This is a genomic window from Pseudoalteromonas sp. RB2-MNA-CIBAN-0110, assembly GCF_040309305.1.
Classification (GTDB): Bacteria; Pseudomonadota; Gammaproteobacteria; order Enterobacterales; family Alteromonadaceae; genus Pseudoalteromonas; species Pseudoalteromonas arctica.
This window is the reverse complement of the sequence record NZ_JBEOOQ010000053.1, coordinates 1-17060: the sequence shown is the minus strand read 5'-3', so window position 1 is coordinate 17060 and position 17060 is coordinate 1. Positions and strand designations below refer to the sequence as shown.

Below are 17060 nucleotides of genomic sequence, written 5' to 3'. Positions count from 1 at the left end.
ACGCACCTAACTAATGACAATTAGTTAGGTATCGGCAAGGTTATCTAAAAGTTTAATAGATAGAGCGAATTAGCTAGTAACTTTGAACCTGTTAAAACTCTAATTCGGCTTCAAAAGTAAGTACTTGCTCAGTTACGGGGTGCTTTAATTGCAGCATTTGAGCATGTAATTGCAAGCGAGGAGCAGCAGCAAGTGCCTCTTTATGGGCGTAAAGTCTATCACCTAAAATAGGATGACCAAGGCTTAACATATGCACACGTAGTTGATGCGAGCGACCAGTGATGGGGGTTAGCTCTACACGGGTTGCATTTTCTTCACGCTCAAGTATTTTGAAATGCGTAAGCGAAGGTTTGCCTCTGTCGTGATCAACCATTTGTTTTGGGCGATTAGGCCAATCACAAATAAGGGGTAAATCTACTGATCCTGTTTCAGCTTCAAGTTGTCCGTATACACGTGCTATGTAACGTTTAGCTGTTTCGCGCTCTTGAAACTGCATACTTAAATGTCTGTGCGCTGCTTTATTCATGGCAAGGCACAGTATGCCAGAAGTCGCCATATCTAAGCGGTGCACTATTCTTGCTGTTGGAAAAACACGATTAACACGATTAATTAAGCTGTCGGCATGTTTAGGATCTTTACCTGGGACAGTTAATAACTCACTTGGCTTATTAACTATAAGTAAGTCGTCATCCTGAAAAAGTATTGTTAAATACGGACTCATAGGGGGATTGTAGTTAACTAACACGGCCGACCTTAGTAATTTTGAAGGTCGCTATTTTAGTAGAGCAGGCCAACAGGCTCAAGTAAAAGTTTGGCTATATTGTTTTAACTAATAATCCAAGCCTTAGCTCCTTTAAAGCACTTTTATAGCTTAATTTCTTGCGCTGTTAATAATCGATATTCACCACTAGCCAAGTTTTCATCTAGGGTAATTTCCGCAATTTGCTCGCGATGCAGCTCAACTACTTTGTTATCTACCGCGTAAAGCATACGCTTAACTTGATGATATTTACCTTCACTTATTGATAAACGCAGGCCGTAATTAGCAAGTTTCTCTGCTATAGCTGGGCGGGTTAAATCTTTTTCGTTATGCAGCATGACGCCTGTACGTAATTGCTCAAGTGCTTCATCGGTAATAGGCTCTTGGGTTTCGACTAGGTAGGTTTTAAATTTATTGCTTTTAGGCGACGTAATTTTATGTGACCAATCGCCATCATTAGTAATAATAACTAACCCTGTGGTATCTATATCAAGACGACCTGCCACATGAAAGTCGCTCATATTTGGCTCATCAAGTAAGTCAAAAACAGTTTTATGTAGCTCGTCACTGTTAGCACATACATAGCCTACAGGTTTATTTAGCATGTAATAGCGTTTACCTAAAAATACCAAAGGCGTACCTTGGTGCAGTACTTCATCTTGCAGGGCTAGCTGAAAATTATGTGATGTGATTACTTCGCCATTAACGCTTACTTCTTTTCGCTTAATACTCGCGCGAGCTTGGGTACGCGGTATTTCAGCTAAGTGGCTAATAAATTTATCTAAGCGGCAAGGGAATTTCATTTTGGTTCACATTTTTAGTCGGCTACAATGGGCGCGATTATAGCCGATAGTGAAATACCATGACAGTGCACAGCACACAAATTTTAAGCCTTTACCAAGCAAAAATAGACACAGGTGAACTGTGTTTTGATGCTGCGCAGCAAAATGCAGTGGAAGCTTTAAATACGCTAAGCGAGCAACTTCAAGCTCACACATCGTGGTGGCAAAAAGCGACTTTAATAAAAGGTGTTTATTTATACGGACCCGTAGGGCGTGGTAAATCCATGTTAATGGATTTGTTTTATAAAAACCTACCTATTGAGCAAAAGCAGCGGCTGCATTTTCATCATTTTATAGCACAAGTGCATGCCCAGCTTTCGCAGCTACAAGGTCAAAAAAATCCACTAATCCTAATTGCAAAACAGTGGGCTAAAAATATTCGAGTACTGTGTTTTGACGAGTTTTTTGTAAGCGACATTGGCGATGCCATGATTATGGCCAGATTGTTTAATGCGTTGTTTGAACAAGGTGTTGTGCTGGTGGCCACATCGAACGCAAAGCCAGAGCAGCTTTATTACAACGGCCTGCAACGGGCGCGATTTTTACCTACTATCGATTTAATTAATAACTATTGCCATATAATTAACGTGGCAGGGGAGGACGATCACCGTTTTAGATATGGTAAAAACAGTCGTCACTATTTTATTAATTTATCAAATCACGATTTTGAAAATGAGTTTTTAGCTTCGTATCCGGCTGTAACATGCAGCAATACAGTTAGTGTGCATGGGCGCAATTTACCTTATTTATTAAGAGCCGATAATGCCTTGATGATTGATTTTATGGCGCTATGTTCAGGCCCACGCAGTGCTAACGACTATATGTTTTTAGCAACGCAATTTGATGTGTTATATGTGTCGAACGTGCCGAAAATGGGTGTTAAAGCAACGGGTAAAGTGATTGTTCACGGTATTGAGGATAGTTATCAGCGCGAAAAACAAATGCTTGATGAGCATACATTTGACGACGAAGCACGGCGCTTTATTGCCTTAGTAGATGAGTTTTACGATTGCCATAAATTGCTAGTGATAAATGCGCAAACCGACATTGAACACTTGTATAAAGGTAAAAAGTTGAGCTTTGAATATGCGCGCACACAATCACGCATAGTCGAAATGCAAAATTGGTAACGCTTTAATATATATTGTAAACGAGCTTGCTCAAGTGAGAAGCGCTGATAGCTATTCATTGCCTTATTAAAATGCAATGCCTCTTAAAATCCTTGCGAATAAATCACTTAAAACCTTATCGCACAAAGAGAAGCAAAAGAGGAGTAAATGAGAAGACATTAAACAATAGTAATTATGCATTTTTACTTCTCTAAAGCGTAGCGCCCTCTAAACCTCTTTGTGAATAAATCACTTAAGATCTTATTGCACAAAGAGGAGTAAATGAGAAAACATTAAGGCATAGAAATTACGAGCTTTGCTCGTCACGCCAGCAAGCTGTGCGTCTACAAGTCAGTTTAACCACAGCGTCAAATTTTACCGGTAGGCGTTTAGCTTGCTCACGCGAAAAGCGCAGCTTTTAATATACATAACTGATTACTTTGCTACTTATTGGTTTCTCTAAAGCGAAGCGCCCTCTAAACCTCTTTGTGAATAAATCACTTAAGATCTTATCGCACAAAGAGGAGTAAATGAGAAAAAATTAAAGCATAGAAATTACGAGCTTTGCCCATCACGCCAGCAAGCTGTGTCTACAAGAAAGTTTAACCACGGCTTAAACTTACCCCTCTTGGCGCACTATATTCTCAAGGGCGCGAATATTAGCAATTAAGTCCTGGCGTTGTGGGTTAGCTTGTAATGCTTTTCTAAGATGCTTTAGCGCGCTCGGGTAGTCTTTAGAATCAATCGCTATTTGCGATAATCCAAGCCACGCCGATAGTTGGTAATCAGGTAGGGCTTGTGCACGAACATACATAAGTTTAGCTTGGGTAAGTTGGCTTTTACTGCGATAAATACTCGCTAAACTAAGTAGGGCATCACCTAAATTCGGGTTTATTTTAAGTGCGTTATTTAAGCTTTTAAGAGCACGTTTAGTATTACCTTGTTGCATAGCAATTTGTGCGCTGTATACAGAAAACTGGGCCTGTTCATCACGGGGTAGTTGCTTAGTTAATCTTTTTGCGCTGCCTATTAGATCTTTAGCTAAATCCCATTTTTGTTGAGATACAAGCCAGCCTAAAGTTTGCATCGTGGTATTAATAACCTCAACTTGCTGTTTTTTAGTGGCGTGTTTTAAACCTTGCTTCAATAAACTAACAGCGCGTTCAGTGCTGCCTTCACTTAAGTGTAGCTGGGCTGCTAAAAGCTGGTTACTGGTATCTTTAGGGTTGAGTTTTAAGGCCACTTCAATAGCAGCAAGCGCTTGCTTTTTTTGATCAAGTTGTAATGCTATTTGTGCACGTTGCAACCAAAGTTCAGCTTTATCCGGGATTTTATTGAGTAATTCTTTTAATAATGCATTTGCCTGGCTTAAATCACCCGATTCAATTAACGCAAACAATAGCCCTTGTTGATATTGGCTTGTTTCTGGCGCTAGCATCAGCGCTTGGCGGTAGGCCGCTACTGCGCTCCAAGGTTGGCTGTGCTGCACGTGTATATAAGCAAGTTGCGCATAACTTTGTGCATCAGCCTGACCAAGTTCAATAGTGCGTACTAAGTGTGTTTGTGCTTTGTCATACTTTGCTTGTTGCATGTATAAAAGGCTCAAACCTTGGTGTGCTTTTACTAAATCAGGTGAAGCTTTTAAACACGCTAGGTAAGCTAGTTCAGCGTTATTAAAGTCTTTTGTTGAAAGCAAAACTTGTGCACGTAACAAGTTTAAAGCAGTGCTATCTTGGCTTATATCACGGCCTTTAAATAGCGCAGCGACTTCACTGTAATTACCTGCTTGTAACAGTGGTTGCACTTGGCGAGCAAAACCGCGCTCGGTCGGCTCAATAAGGACCTCTGTAGGACCCAGTAATTTATTATTTATAGCCAACTGCCATGTTGGATCGCTAGGCGATAACGTTACTTTTAGTGGCGCATTAGTATCACTGGCAGCGCTTGCATGTACGCTACTTGCACTTACTAAAGGTAATGAACACATTACAGTCGTCAACAGTGCGGAAGTTAATGGTTTTAGCGTTTTAAATATATTCATATTTTTCATTTTAATAGGCTTAAGGTTTAAATTCGATTGGCCAAATAAAGCGAGCGCGTACGGTTTCACCTTCTTTTTTAGGTGCACTAAAGCGGCTTTGTTTAATAATTTTGTCGATAGCTGGTTTAAGTTCAGGATATGGATTTTGCACTACCTCAATTAAACTTACCTTGCCACTTTCATCAATAAATACATCGAGTTTTACAGTAAATACATCAACACCTCGGCGGGTTAAGCTTTTTGGTAAAACGGCCTTGACGGGAGTAAGCAAAGTGGGGAGACCATCGAGTTGATTTAAGCTAAATGCATCCCAATTTACACTCATTGATTGCCATTGTGGCGCGCTTACTTTTACGCTAGGTGTATCGGGTTTTACAATACTTAAATTGCTGTTGATCTTAATTTTTACGGCTTGAATAGACGCGCCTGCACCTTCTACCGCTAAGCTTTGCATTGGCTCACTTGTTTGCTGTTGCGATATTGATGGCGGAGGAGGAGGTGGCAGTGCCACCATGGCAATCTCACGTACAACCACTTTGTCTTGTATATGATGCTCTGCAAGTTGTCCAAGCCATAAAAGTAGTAATGCAGCACTAAGTACAATGAGGCTAAGGCCAAATGCAAAAAGTGGATGGCGATTGTTTTTTGTTTTTTGAGGCGAGTCAATCGTGTGCATATTATTGCTTCGTAGCTAAGTTAACTTGCGCCGCGCCTGCCAGCTTTGCTTCGTCAATTACTTGAACAAGTAACTCTGTAGGTACTGTTTTATCAGCTTGAATAACCACAGGGCGTTGTTGCTGTTTGAGCATTTGCTCGACACTACTACGTACACCAGCGACACCAATTTGGCTACCATCAAAAAATACTTGTTGAGAGTCGGTTATTGCTAAAAATATAACTTGCTGCTCAAGGCGACTGGCCGATACGGCTTGTGGTTTATCAACTTCAACGCCGCTTTCGCGTACAAATACGGTTGTAACAATAAAAAATATTAGCAATATAAATACCACATCAAGTAGTGGCGACATATCGATATGTTGCCCCGCTTCTTGATCTAGTTTGTGCTTTAATCGTGATTGCATAGTGTTACCCTAACTGTTTACTTAACGTATGTAATTTAGGATTACGCTGCGAATACGCTAAGTAAGCTTGCATTAACCATGCAGGAATAGCGCACACAAGGCCCAATTGAGTTGTTAGTAATGCATCACCAATGGCGTCACTCATTAACTCGTTATGGCCCAGCGCCATTACTTTAAATGTATCAAGCAAACCAACAATGGTGCCTAATAAACCAAGTAGCGGAAGCGCTGCAGTTAAAATAGAGCTAACCTCTTGCCAGTAGCCTTTGCGCTGCGCTTGGTATTGTTTAAGGTGCAGTAAGTCATGAAAAATTAACTGGTATACAAATAAAGCGAGTAAAAGAATACACCAGCAAATAGGGTTACTAACGATTTTTTCAAACATTGGTTTCTCCTTTTTCTAGTTGACTTAGCTGTAATGCAAAGCCTTCTAGTTGGCTGTAGTACGCTTTTGCTTTACGTGATAGCAGTGCATTTAATACCAGAGCTGGTATGGCAACGACTAAACCTAATTCGGTTGTTATAAGTGCTTGTGCAATACCGCCCGATACAACTTCTGGGTCACCTGAGCCAAATAAAGTCATCATTTTAAATGTTTCGATCATGCCGCTAACAGTACCTAACAAGCCAAGTAGTGGAGCTACTGCAGCTGTAACGGCAATAGCGCCAATAAAGTTATCGAGTTTATGCTTATCGTGAATTAACTGATTAAATAATTGATCGTCTCGTACTTGGCCTTTTTCGCTTTGCAGCGTTAAGTTGAACAACTGCTGCTGCATGCCTGCAAATTCATTGCTATTTTCAGCTTTAAAAAATTGCTGTAATTGCATTTGAGAGTGCATTTTAATTTTACTTAAACGCAGTAATTGCGCGGCTTTTAATAGCGCAATGGTTAGTGCAAAGCAGGCAAATAAAATAATAGGGATAGCCCATAAACCGCCTTTTTCTAAGTGTTCAAGCGGACTTTCTTGTTGGGCTTGGCTAGTCACTAAGTGCGTTAAACTAGGATCAAAAGTAAGTAATGTAGAGCCTACACCGTTTTGCTTTAAAGTATTATCGAGTGGGTTATCGTCACTTGTTGATTGTACTAACGCTACCTTTAATGCATTAGATTCATCATCCAAATTTAATAAACCCATAAGTTTAGGTGTTTGCGTACTAAACCATGCAACAGGCCCTACTTGAAGGGTACTAGCTTGGCTTAATTCGCCATTACTTAGCACAACCGATTGTTTTTTAAACTGTGGATAAAGTGCCTGTTCTTGATTATTAATTTGCGATATAACGCGGCTTAATAACTCGTTTTGGTTATTAGTCGACTCGTTACTGCTAGCACTATTGCTGGTATTTTGGCGCACAAAACGGCTAAGTAAGTTTAATTGATATTGCTGTTGTTGTTGCCAAGTGTCTAATCGGGTTTGTAACTGATCAAGGCTTAATGTGTTTTCGTCAGCTAGGCGGCGATTAACGGCTGCTTGTTCGCGCAATTTACTGAGCGATTGCTGCTTGGTAAAAATTTGCTTTGCAAGAGTAGCTTGCTCTTTTGAAATACTATTTTGAGTTTTATTTAGAGTGCGTTGCGCTGTTTTAATATCACTTAAAATACTTTGTTTAGCATCATCACTGCTGGCTGCAAAAGAAATGTTTGCGCTAAAAAGTAAAACCGTGGCGCTAAATACTGCAATTATGCTGTTAGTAGCCATTATTTAGCCCCTTGCTGGTTTTTATTTACATAACTTAATATTGGGAGTGTTACCCAATCAGCAGCGCGCTTTTTTTGCTGTACAGCAATACCCAGTGCAACTTGTTCAGCATTAATGCTTGGGTCAAATTCCCACTGCCAACCTAAGTCACTTGGAAAACCAATACCTACATAACTTAAATCTTCGCTTACAAACCATGCTTGAGCTGCACCTAAGTAAAGCTGCTTTACCCATACTTCTTGCCCATCAGGATGCTTAATAGCCATTTCGTGAATAGAAATACGTTGTTGAAAATCATTAAGTAGAGTCAGCATTTTTAGTGCTGTTTGTAATTTATCAGTTGTACTGAGTTTTGAATCGCTTAAATCACCGGTGTTTTTCCAACTACTTAAAAGTGGCGGGGGGAGTTGCACTTGTAATGAAAGTAATTGCTGAGAAATACGCGCTAGTTGATCATTTAATTGCTGTTGATCATTTTCAAGCTCTGATTGCTTGGTAACAAGCTGTTCGCGTTTTTGGGCAAGCTCACTGGTGTTTTTTTTTCTACGCTGATTAAGCTCGCTAAGTTGCTGCTGCTCAGCATTTAGAAGCGTTAAGGTTTGCTCCATGCTGCTTTTTTGTTCAAGCCAATGAGTATTTAATTCTGTGTTTTGATTTTCTATTTGTAGCCATTTATTAACGAGTTGTTCTAGCTCACTAACAGTGTCGGCTTTTACTGCCATAGTGCTACAAAGCGCGATAACTACGCTAATTGGTTTAATTAAGCTTCGCATTACTTAACAACAATCCTGAAAGTTACTACAAGCAATTACAAGGACGTAATTACTGTTAATTTTTGAGTGTGTATACAATATAGGAATTTACATAACAATGCAATTGATAACAGTTATCGTTTACATTGCGTTGTTTGGGTGGTAGGATTTCGCCGAAATTAAATATGTACCTTAAATTAACAATAGTTAAGTGCTTAATAAAAACTACGGAGTAACCATGAGTAAGCCATCGAATAAAGGAAATGCCTACATAAAGCCAATTGCAGCGGTTGTTACGGCAACGCTTTCAACTTGGGCAAGTGCACAGGATGTTCAAGAACTATCGATAACTAAAGCAGAAACTAAAACTGAGTCTAGCTATGTTGTTGAAAAATCAACGTCTCATAAATACACTCAACCGCTACTCGATACAGCTAAAACTGTAACGGTAATTAACCAAGCGGTAATGAAAGATAGAAACGTAGATAGCTTGCGTGATGCTTTGCGTAACGTTTCAGGTATTTCTTTAGCAGCAGGTGAGGGTGGCTCACCTACTGGCGATAGCATGTCGATTCGTGGTTTTAGTGCAACAAATGATATTTTTGTTGATGGTATTCGTGATGTTGCAGGTTACACACGTGATATTTACAACATTGAAGCCGTTGAAGTTGCAAAAGGCCCAGGCTCTGCAGTTTCTGGTCGTGGCGCAACAGGTGGTAGTGTTAATTTAGAAAGTAAAAAGGCGAAGTTAGACAACTTTAACGACGTTTCTCTACGTTTAGGTACAGAAAACGATTACCGTGGTCGTTTTGATACTAACATTCAAGTAAACGACACAAGCGCACTACGTATCAATCTTCTTACTGATAAAGGTGATGTTGCAGGTCGCGATCATGTTGAAAATGAAACAAATGCTGTTGCGCTTGCATTTGCAACAGGGCTTGGTACAAACAGCCGTTTTGATTTAAACCTAGAGTATCAACGCCAAGACAATTTACCAGATTATGGTATTCCTTGGGTTTATAGTGATACGCCAGTAGCTGAACTTGCAGATAGCGCGCGCTCACCTTCTCCTGTCGATTTTGATAACTTTTACGGTAATATTTACCGTGATTATGAAGATATTGAAGCCTACTCAACGACAGCTCGTTATGAGTATGATTTTTCTCAAAATACTACGTTACGTGTGCAAGGTCGTTTAGGTAAAGTTAAACGTGAATCAGTAACAACTGCACCGCGTTATTTCTCGGTTACAACAGATACTGACATTACCTTTGCAGATGAAAAAACACGTGATACAGAAAATTCACTTGCTGCACTTCAAGTTGATTTAATTGGTAACTATGAATTTGCTGGCTTTACTCACGATGTTGTAGTGGGTGTTGAACTTGCAAACGAAACGTTTACACGTCATAACTTTGTTGCAACTACACCTGATAACCTAATTGAAGATGGAATACGCAACGACTTATACAATCCTGATGCAACAATTGCATTTACGGGTGTGTATGGCCGTGACGGTACAAGCATTGAAGCTAAAGCTAAAAACCAAGCTATTTATGCATTTGATACAGTGACACTTAACAAGCAGTGGGAAGTTACAGGCGGAATTCGCTTTGATAGCTTCACTACGGATTATCACAACGATTACAATGACCCAAGCGCTTTAATTTCTACAAGTGACGACTTATTTAGCTGGAATGCAGCTGTAGTTTATAAACCTACAGAGAACGGCAGTGTATATTTAGGCGCAGGTAATTCATTCAATCCATCAGCGGAAAGCCTAACGGTATCTACGCGTTCAAATGCAGCTGATTTAGACGCAGAAGAAAGCCGCAGCTACGAGCTAGGAACTAAGTGGAGCTTAATGGATGGGCGCCTGCAAACTAATGCGGCACTATTTCGCACTGAAAAAACTAATGCCCGTACTGATGACCCATTTGCAGATAGTTCAAGTGACGAAATACTCGGTGGTGAACAGCGCGTACAAGGTTTAGAGCTTTCAGCGACAGGCTTAATTACTAAAGAGTGGACTGTAATTGCTTCATACACTTACCAAGATAGCGAAGTAACTAAAGCCTTAGGTGATGACGTATCGCAAATTGGTAACGAGCTTGCACGTACGCCTAAAAACAGCGCGAGTGTTTGGACTACGTACGATATGTCGGATAAATTATCGTTTGGTTTAGGTGCACAATATGTAGGTGAGCGCTACAACGGCACTACGTCTACACGTTCTCGTGCACCGGGTTATACTATTTTTGACCTGATGGTTGCGTACGACATATCAAAAGATTTGAGCCTGCAGTTTAACGGTGAAAACTTAGGTGATAAAGATTACGTTGATCAGCTAGGTGGCGGGCACTTTGTACCAGGTGATGGTCGTAAGTTTAGCCTAACAGCAAGCTACTCTTTTTAATTTTAAAACAAATTAAAAAGTATGAGTAAATATAAGGGCAGGCCTATTACCTGCCCTTAATTATTTGATAAAAATGTGAGAGGGCGCACATGCTAGTTAAAATTCCAGAGCTATTAACAAAAGAAGAAGTGGCTTATTGTCATGAGGTTTTGCTTAAAGCGCAGTGGGCCGATGGCAGTATTACCGCAGGGCATCAATCAACCAAAGCAAAAAATAACTTACAGCTACCTGAAAATAGCCCTGAATGCCAAGAGCTCGGCGACATTATTATGGCAGCACTTGCGCGCAGTAATTTGTTTATGTCGGCAGCACTTCCTGCAAAAATTTTTCCTCCGTTATTTAACTGTTATCAAGGCGGGCAATCGTTTGGTGTGCATGTAGATAATGCAATCAGGCAAGTGCCGGGTACGCCTGTGAAAATTCGTACAGATGTATCAATGACGTTATTTATTAATGACCCCGAAGACTATGAGGGCGGTGAACTTGTTATTGAAGACACTTATGGCTCACATAGCGTAAAGCTGCCAGCAGGCAGTATGGTGTTGTACCCTTCAACGAGCTTACATCGTGTAATGCCAGTAACGAGTGGGCGCAGATTAGCCTCATTCTTTTGGTTACAGAGCATGATTAACAGCGACGAAAAACGTGGTTTGTTATTTGATTTAGATATGTCGATTCAAAGTTTGCGCAGCAAAGTAGAAGATAGCCCAGAGATTATTCAGTTAACGGGTGTTTATCATAATTTGTTAAGGCAGTGGGCGCAGACATAACAAAGAAATTTGTTAGATGTTAGATGCAAGTAATTAAAAGCTGCGCTTTTCGCGTGAGCAAGCTTTTCGCCTACAACACAGCTATAAAATTGAACTCGGTATTTAAAGTACTCTGTAGGCGCGGTTTTATACCGCGCACTTACTTTAAGTTTGAAGCTTGCTTTACTTAACCCTTATAACCGTTAGGGTTATTTGACTGCCAACGCCATGTATCTTGCATCATTTCATCAATACCGCGCACTGCTTCCCAGCCAAGTTCATTAAGTGCTTTTTCTGGCGCTGCATAACATGCTGCAATATCACCAGGGCGACGAGGTGAAACCTGATAGGGTACAGCTTGATCGCTTGCTTTAATAAATGCATTAACCATTTGTAGTACAGAGTAACCATTACCAGTACCTAGGTTATAAACTAATGCACCCGTGCTGCTGGCAATTTTATCAAGCGCTTTTAAATGACCCATTGCTAAATCGACTACATGTATATAATCGCGCACACCAGTACCATCAACAGTGTCGTAATCATCACCAAATACAGCGAGTTGCTTTAATTTACCTACCGCTACTTGTGCGATAAACGGTAAAAGGTTGTTCGGGATACCGTTAGGATCCTCCCCAATCAAGCCCGATTCATGTGCACCTACTGGGTTAAAGTAACGCAAAATAGCAAACGCAAAGCGCTCATCTGATTTAGCGATATCTTGTAGCATCATTTCAACCATTAGTTTAGATGTGCCGTACGGGTTAGTAGTACCGCCTACAGGGAAGTATTCTTTAATTGGTAAGCTTGCAGGGTCGCCGTATACCGTGGCTGACGAGCTAAATACTAATTTAAATACACCTGCGTCGCGCATTGCATCAACAAGCGTAAGCGTACCTTGTACATTGTTTTGATAGTACTCAATGGGCTTTGCAACCGACTCGCCCACTGATTTTAAGCCCGCAAAATGTATAACACTATCAACCGTGTGTTTCGCAAATACTGAATCTAAAAAGAATTTATCGAGAATATCGCCTTGGTAAAAAGTGGCCTCTTTGCCTGTAATATTCTTTACGCGCGCAAGTGATTCTTGAGAAGAATTACTTAAGTTATCAATAACAACAACATCGTTACCTTGCTGTAAAAGTTCTAAAACAGTGTGCGAGCCAATATAGCCAGCGCCACCGGTTACTAAAATAGTCATGAAAGCTCCGTGGGTACCTTTTATCAATTAAGTTAATTTCACCATAAATAGAGGTGATTTACATGCTTTATCTGTAATTTCTATAGTTTAAATAACATCTTTTTTTAATAACGGTAAATTAAGTACTTTTGATTACATTTTACTCAGTACAAGTAACACTTTATACGTAAGATTAAGTTATAGTTAATAAACAAGTGCTAAAATGAGTCTAGTAATAGCTAATGCTAGGTTTACTCCAATCTACACTTTTGTGATTGGTCTACCTCTTTGGAGAAAGATATGAATTTAGTTAAAAAAATAGCAACAACAATGTGTATCGCATTACCTGCGCTTGCCCATGCTGGTGAGTCTGTTGTTAAATGGCATGACTTTAATGATTATCGTGATGTGCGAGCGTCAAACCAAACAAAGAGCTCATATCATAAAAGTGTGGCAGCAAGTTTCGAAAAGCATATGGCTAAACTAGCCGAGCAATTGCCAAAAGATTATAAATTAAACGTAGAGTTTACAGATTTAGATTTAGCAGGTGATGTGCGTTATGGCGGTATGGACGAAATTCGTGTAGTAAAACCAATTTATTTTCCACGCATTAAGCTAAATTATTCGTTAACCGATAACGACGGTACAGTGCTAAGTAAAGATACTGATGTGGAGCTTAAAGATATGGGCTTTATGGATAAAATTAAAATGGGCCGCGACGAATCATTTTATTACGAAAAACGCTTACTAACAGAGTGGTTTGGTGAACAAATATTACCAAGTTTAGATTAACTGAAAATAAAAATGCCGCTAAATAGCGGCATTTTTATTTTTAAGCTTTACTTAAAAGTAGCTAACAACGTGAGTATTTGTTGTAACTTAATAACGGTTGTTTTCAGTTTTTCTTCTTCAAAACCATCGTTAGATAAGCTTTCAACATCAGCAGCTACGTCAAGTACGTAAGGCTTAAAACGTTTAGCTTCAAAGCTAAAGCCTGAATCGGCAGTAAATAAGGCTTTAAACTTACCGTGACCTTGCTGTTGAAGCTCGTCGAGTTTTTTGTCAGCATCAAGTGCCTGACGGTAAACAATTTTTAAGTTGGCATTGAGTTGTTCAATAATAGAATCCATGGTTTTCCTAAAGCTTTGCACTGCATTGCCGACATAATACTTGGATTACATTTAAAAGTCAGGTTTGTTATATGAATATATCAGGCACAAGTTTACCCGCTGTTTCTGGCTCAGGCCAAGGCAGTGAGCTTTACAGCGCTGCTTTATCTAAAAAGCAGCAGTTAGCAGATGGCGCGGCGGCTCTTGCACTTATTGAAGGTGCTGCACAATCGTCAAGTGCGCAAACACCGGCTAAATCGGTAACAGCATCATTGGGTAACAACGTAAATATATACGTTTAAATGCTGTTTTAAATTAGCTTAAGATCGATAGGTGTTTTGCTTTTTTGACCACCGATTTCTCTTACTAATTTAGGCACTAAAAATCCAGGCAGAGCTTTTAATAGCTCTGCCATTATTTCAATTGCTTGCGCTTCATTAATATCAAAGTGGCTCGCCCCTTCAACTTTATCTAGCAAATACAAATAATACGGCAATACGTCTGCGTCAAATAACGCTTCGCTTAAATTTATTTGCGCATCGAGCGTATCGTTCACATCTTTTAAAATTACAGCTTGGTTTAAAAGCGTTACGTTTGCTTGTTTAAGCTTTTGCATAGCTGCTTTAAAATCAGCGTCTATTTCGTTGGCGTGGTTTATGTGATTAATAAAAATAATTTTTAATGGCGATTTTGCTAATCGTTCACATAACTCATCGGTAACTCGCGCCGGTATAACTACTGGCAAGCGGCTATGAATTCGCATTCGTTTTATTTGTGGTAATTGCTCAAGCTCATCCAAAAACCAGCTTATTGCATCGTCTTTGGCCATCAGTGGATCGCCACCACTTAAAATCACTTCGTTTATATTGCTATCTGATTTTATATAGCTCAGTGTTTCTAGCAGACTTTTTTTATTGAGTTGGTTTTCTTGATACGGAAAATGCCTTCTAAAGCAGTAACGACAATTTACAGCACAGCCGGTTTTAAACATCACCAAAACACGCGATTTGTACTTATGTAAAAGGCCTGGTTGGTCGTTATCTTGCTCAAGTAGGGGATCTTTATTAAAACCCGATTTAGTCAAAAATTCTTGATGGCGTGGCATAACTTGTAGCAAAAGAGGATCGTTTGGATCGCCTTTGCGTATTTTTTTTATAAAAGGGATAGGCACGCGTACCGGAAATAAACTACGGGCTTTTAGGTCGTTTTCATGGACTTGGCTCGATAAACCGACCATTTCAAGCAAGGTTTTTGGGCAGGTAACTACATTTGCTAATTCTTTTTGCCAGTTTTTATGCAAATTTGCTTCATTTCTTTGTATCATTGGCATGTAGATTACTCGAAAAAATATAAATAGAGGAAACGATGGCGAATTATAGCACCAACGAGTTCAAGGGCGGCCTAAAAATTATGATGGACGGCGAGCCTTGCAGTATCTTAGAAAATGAAATGGTAAAACCTGGTAAAGGTCAGGCGTTTAACCGTGTTCGTATCCGTAAACTTATCTCTGGTAAGGTGCTTGAAAAAACCTTTAAATCGGGTGAATCAGTTGAAGGTGCTGATGTAATGGATACTGATTTAGCGTATCTATACACAGACGGCGAATTTTGGCATTTCATGAACAATGAAACATTTGAGCAAATTGCTGCTGACGAAAAAGCACTAGGCGATTCAGTAAAATGGTTAGTTGAAAATGATTTATGCACAATTACATTATGGAACGGCAGCCCTATTGCTGTTACACCACCTAACTTTGTTGAGCTTGAGATCACTGAAACAGATCCAGGCCTTAAAGGCGATACAGCGGGTACTGGTGGTAAACCAGCAACGCTTAGCACAGGCGCTGTGGTACGAGTTCCATTATTCGTACAAATTGGCGAAGTAATTAAAGTAGACACTCGTAACGGTGAATACGTAAGCCGTGTTAAGTAAGCTTTAACATTGTTTATAAAATCCCAGCTTACGCTGGGATTTTTTTTGGAGAAAATATGTCAGCAGATCTTTGGGCCCCAAGCGCAAGCATTGAAACACTAAAGCAACGTGCAGCGATATTACGTAGCATTCGTGAGTTTTTTTATACGCGTAATGTAATGGAAGTAGAAACGCCGAGCTTAAGCAGTGCCAGTGTAACCGATGTGCATTTGGCCAGTTTTAACACCACATTTGTAGGTCCAGGGCACGCAGGTGGGCTTCCTCTTTTTTTACAAACATCTCCAGAGTTTGCTATGAAACGCTTGTTAGCAGCAGGCTCAGGCGCTATTTTTCAGCTTTGTAAAGCATTTAGAAATGAAGAAGCAGGTAGTCATCACAATCCTGAATTTACTATGCTGGAATGGTATCGCCCAGGCTTTGATGAATTTACACTTATGGATGAAATGGATGAGTTAATGCAACTTGTTTTAGGTGTCGAGCCTGCAACAAGGCTTACTTATCAGCAAGCGTTTGAACAAGCACTTGGGCTCGATCCGTTAACAGCAAGCATAGAGCAATTAAAGCAACTAGCGTGTGAGCAGGGATTTGCTGATATAGCCCAAAATGAAACGCATAAAGATACCTTACTGCAATTATTATTTTGTATGAAAGTAGAGCCTACAATAGGACAAGAAAAACCGTGTTTTGTTTATCATTTTCCAGCTTCTCAAGCGGCACTTGCACAAATTTGTGAACATGATGCACGCGTAGCAGGGCGCTTTGAGCTTTATTACAAAAATATGGAATTGGCTAACGGCTTTAACGAACTAACAAATGCCAGTGAGCAAGCTAAACGTTTTAATGAAGATAACACATACCGCGCTAACAACGGTTTAAAGCAAGTACCAATGGATACACGTTTAATTAAAGCGCTGGAGCATGGATTACCTCAGTGCGCAGGGGTGGCTTTGGGGATTGATAGGTTGGTAATGCTCGCAACAAATAAAGAGAAAATTAAAGACGTAATAGCTTTTGATGTGCAAAGAGCGTAATGCTTAGCCTGTAGGCGTAGGTGGAATATTTGTAGGTGCGAATTTATTTCGCGCTCATGTAATTTAACTTTATAAAAAAGCGAGGTATAAAACCTCACCTACTAATAAACATCAACCCCAACAACATACGCCAAACCTGTAGGTGCGAATTTATTTCGCGCTCATGTAATTTAACTTTATAAAAAAGCGAGGTATAAAACCTCACCTACAAATAAACATCAACCCCAACAACATACGCCAAACCTGTAGGTGCGAATTTATTTCGCGCTCGTGTAATTTAACTTTATAAAAAAGCGAGGTATAAAACCTCACCTACAAATAAACATCAACCCCAACAACATACGCCAA

At 39.9% G+C, this 17060-nt stretch carries 18 protein-coding genes; 7 read left to right on the top strand and 11 right to left on the bottom strand.

All coding sequences use genetic code 11. The features are described 5' to 3' along the window. Positions 1-91: 91 nt before the first annotated feature. Positions 92-745 (bottom strand): bifunctional tRNA pseudouridine(32) synthase/23S rRNA pseudouridine(746) synthase RluA, encoded by a 654-nt coding sequence (gene rluA, locus AAEY68_RS19220; RefSeq protein WP_024589793.1) that lies wholly within the window; start codon positions 743-745, stop codon positions 92-94. Positions 746-864: 119 nt separating this feature from the next. Next, complete coding sequence (rsuA, locus tag AAEY68_RS19215) at positions 865-1563, bottom strand: 16S rRNA pseudouridine(516) synthase RsuA (RefSeq protein ID WP_024592330.1); 699 nt, start codon at positions 1561-1563, stop codon at positions 865-867. A gap of 59 nt (positions 1564-1622) precedes the next feature. Here rsuA and zapE point away from each other — a divergent pair, with 59 nt between their 5' ends. Then, positions 1623-2732, top strand: coding sequence for a cell division protein ZapE (gene zapE / locus AAEY68_RS19210; protein ID WP_350586712.1), 1110 nt, complete (start codon positions 1623-1625; stop codon positions 2730-2732). Between the two features lie 598 nt (positions 2733-3330). On the opposite strand, the gene AAEY68_RS19205 is transcribed toward zapE, so the two are convergent. From AAEY68_RS19205 to AAEY68_RS19180, 6 genes are read right to left on the bottom strand one after another with little or no spacing between them, the layout of a single operon-like run. Next, entirely contained in the window at positions 3331-4752 is a 1422-nt protein-coding gene (locus AAEY68_RS19205; RefSeq protein WP_350586711.1) for a tetratricopeptide repeat protein, read from the bottom strand. A 19-nt stretch (positions 4753-4771) separates the two neighbouring features. Next, entirely contained in the window at positions 4772-5428 is a 657-nt protein-coding gene (locus AAEY68_RS19200; RefSeq protein ID WP_010555258.1) for an energy transducer TonB, read from the bottom strand. 1 nt (position 5429) lies between these two features. After that, positions 5430-5834 carry an ExbD/TolR family protein gene (locus AAEY68_RS19195; protein WP_165729239.1) on the bottom strand — a complete coding sequence of 135 codons (405 nt, stop codon included), beginning with the start codon at positions 5832-5834 and terminating at the stop codon, positions 5430-5432. A gap of 4 nt (positions 5835-5838) precedes the next feature. After that, positions 5839-6219 carry a MotA/TolQ/ExbB proton channel family protein gene (locus AAEY68_RS19190; protein WP_002960812.1) on the bottom strand — a complete coding sequence of 127 codons (381 nt, stop codon included), beginning with the start codon at positions 6217-6219 and terminating at the stop codon, positions 5839-5841. Next, positions 6212-7537 (bottom strand): MotA/TolQ/ExbB proton channel family protein, encoded by a 1326-nt coding sequence (locus tag AAEY68_RS19185; RefSeq protein WP_165729237.1) that lies wholly within the window; start codon positions 7535-7537, stop codon positions 6212-6214. The genes AAEY68_RS19190 and AAEY68_RS19185 overlap by 8 nt, the downstream gene beginning before the upstream one ends. Then, positions 7537-8310, bottom strand: a complete 774-nt coding sequence (locus AAEY68_RS19180) for a DUF3450 family protein (protein WP_197118534.1) — start codon at positions 8308-8310, stop codon at positions 7537-7539. Before AAEY68_RS19180 ends, AAEY68_RS19185 begins: the two co-directional genes overlap by 1 nt. Positions 8311-8527: 217 nt before the next feature. Between AAEY68_RS19180 and AAEY68_RS19175 the strand changes: the two genes are divergently transcribed. Together AAEY68_RS19175 and AAEY68_RS19170 are read left to right on the top strand one after the other, a co-directional pair. After that, positions 8528-10708 (top strand): TonB-dependent receptor, encoded by a 2181-nt coding sequence (locus AAEY68_RS19175; RefSeq protein WP_350586710.1) that lies wholly within the window; start codon positions 8528-8530, stop codon positions 10706-10708. A gap of 89 nt (positions 10709-10797) precedes the next feature. Beyond that, complete coding sequence (locus AAEY68_RS19170) at positions 10798-11478, top strand: Fe2+-dependent dioxygenase (RefSeq protein ID WP_165729231.1); 681 nt, start codon at positions 10798-10800, stop codon at positions 11476-11478. Between the two features lie 166 nt (positions 11479-11644). Here AAEY68_RS19170 and galE read toward each other — a convergent pair whose 3' ends face one another. Further along, on the bottom strand, positions 11645-12661 hold the full coding sequence (gene galE, locus AAEY68_RS19165) for a UDP-glucose 4-epimerase GalE (RefSeq protein ID WP_350586709.1): 1017 nt from the start codon (positions 12659-12661) through the stop codon (positions 11645-11647). Between the two features lie 279 nt (positions 12662-12940). Between galE and AAEY68_RS19160 the strand changes: the two genes are divergently transcribed. Continuing rightward, positions 12941-13432, top strand: a complete 492-nt coding sequence (locus tag AAEY68_RS19160; protein WP_010555263.1) for a DUF3016 domain-containing protein — start codon at positions 12941-12943, stop codon at positions 13430-13432. A 47-nt stretch (positions 13433-13479) separates the two neighbouring features. On the opposite strand, the gene AAEY68_RS19155 is transcribed toward AAEY68_RS19160, so the two are convergent. Next, entirely contained in the window at positions 13480-13770 is a 291-nt protein-coding gene (locus AAEY68_RS19155) for a hypothetical protein (protein WP_007585044.1), read from the bottom strand. A 71-nt stretch (positions 13771-13841) separates the two neighbouring features. Here AAEY68_RS19155 and AAEY68_RS19150 point away from each other — a divergent pair, with 71 nt between their 5' ends. After that, positions 13842-14051 (top strand): hypothetical protein, encoded by a 210-nt coding sequence (locus AAEY68_RS19150; RefSeq protein WP_002960797.1) that lies wholly within the window; start codon positions 13842-13844, stop codon positions 14049-14051. Positions 14052-14059: 8 nt separating this feature from the next. Here AAEY68_RS19150 and epmB read toward each other — a convergent pair whose 3' ends face one another. Further along, the gene (gene epmB / locus AAEY68_RS19145) at positions 14060-15073 is read right to left on the bottom strand and encodes an EF-P beta-lysylation protein EpmB (protein ID WP_033010032.1); all 1014 of its coding nucleotides are present in this window, start codon (positions 15071-15073) and stop codon (positions 14060-14062) included. A 41-nt stretch (positions 15074-15114) separates the two neighbouring features. Between epmB and efp the strand changes: the two genes are divergently transcribed. Both efp and epmA read left to right on the top strand, forming a co-directional pair. Continuing rightward, positions 15115-15681, top strand: coding sequence for an elongation factor P (efp, locus tag AAEY68_RS19140; RefSeq protein WP_010555265.1), 567 nt, complete (start codon positions 15115-15117; stop codon positions 15679-15681). Between the two features lie 56 nt (positions 15682-15737). After that, entirely contained in the window at positions 15738-16712 is a 975-nt protein-coding gene (gene epmA / locus AAEY68_RS19135) for an elongation factor P--(R)-beta-lysine ligase (protein ID WP_350586708.1), read from the top strand. Positions 16713-17060 lie beyond the last annotated feature (348 nt).

What these genes read in the sequence shown, in the direction of transcription:
- epmA (WP_350586708.1), top strand. Translation starts at nt 15,738, where the DNA reads ATGTCAGCAGATCTTTGGGCCCCAAGCGCAAGCATTGAAACACTAAAG.
- epmB (WP_033010032.1), bottom strand. Translation starts at nt 15,073, where the DNA reads ATGATACAAAGAAATGAAGCAAATTTGCATAAAAACTGGCAAAAAGAA.
- AAEY68_RS19195 (WP_165729239.1), bottom strand. Translation starts at nt 5,834, where the DNA reads ATGCAATCACGATTAAAGCACAAACTAGATCAAGAAGCGGGGCAACAT.
- AAEY68_RS19155 (WP_007585044.1), bottom strand. Translation starts at nt 13,770, where the DNA reads ATGGATTCTATTATTGAACAACTCAATGCCAACTTAAAAATTGTTTAC.
- efp (WP_010555265.1), top strand. Translation starts at nt 15,115, where the DNA reads ATGGCGAATTATAGCACCAACGAGTTCAAGGGCGGCCTAAAAATTATG.
- zapE (WP_350586712.1), top strand. Translation starts at nt 1,623, where the DNA reads ATGACAGTGCACAGCACACAAATTTTAAGCCTTTACCAAGCAAAAATA.
- galE (WP_350586709.1), bottom strand. Translation starts at nt 12,661, where the DNA reads ATGACTATTTTAGTAACCGGTGGCGCTGGCTATATTGGCTCGCACACT.
- AAEY68_RS19160 (WP_010555263.1), top strand. Translation starts at nt 12,941, where the DNA reads ATGAATTTAGTTAAAAAAATAGCAACAACAATGTGTATCGCATTACCT.
- AAEY68_RS19180 (WP_197118534.1), bottom strand. Translation starts at nt 8,310, where the DNA reads ATGCGAAGCTTAATTAAACCAATTAGCGTAGTTATCGCGCTTTGTAGC.
- AAEY68_RS19205 (WP_350586711.1), bottom strand. Translation starts at nt 4,752, where the DNA reads ATGAATATATTTAAAACGCTAAAACCATTAACTTCCGCACTGTTGACG.
- rsuA (WP_024592330.1), bottom strand. Translation starts at nt 1,563, where the DNA reads ATGAAATTCCCTTGCCGCTTAGATAAATTTATTAGCCACTTAGCTGAA.
- AAEY68_RS19175 (WP_350586710.1), top strand. Translation starts at nt 8,528, where the DNA reads ATGAGTAAGCCATCGAATAAAGGAAATGCCTACATAAAGCCAATTGCA.
- AAEY68_RS19200 (WP_010555258.1), bottom strand. Translation starts at nt 5,428, where the DNA reads ATGCACACGATTGACTCGCCTCAAAAAACAAAAAACAATCGCCATCCA.
- AAEY68_RS19185 (WP_165729237.1), bottom strand. Translation starts at nt 7,537, where the DNA reads ATGGCTACTAACAGCATAATTGCAGTATTTAGCGCCACGGTTTTACTT.
- AAEY68_RS19170 (WP_165729231.1), top strand. Translation starts at nt 10,798, where the DNA reads ATGCTAGTTAAAATTCCAGAGCTATTAACAAAAGAAGAAGTGGCTTAT.
- AAEY68_RS19150 (WP_002960797.1), top strand. Translation starts at nt 13,842, where the DNA reads ATGAATATATCAGGCACAAGTTTACCCGCTGTTTCTGGCTCAGGCCAA.
- AAEY68_RS19190 (WP_002960812.1), bottom strand. Translation starts at nt 6,219, where the DNA reads ATGTTTGAAAAAATCGTTAGTAACCCTATTTGCTGGTGTATTCTTTTA.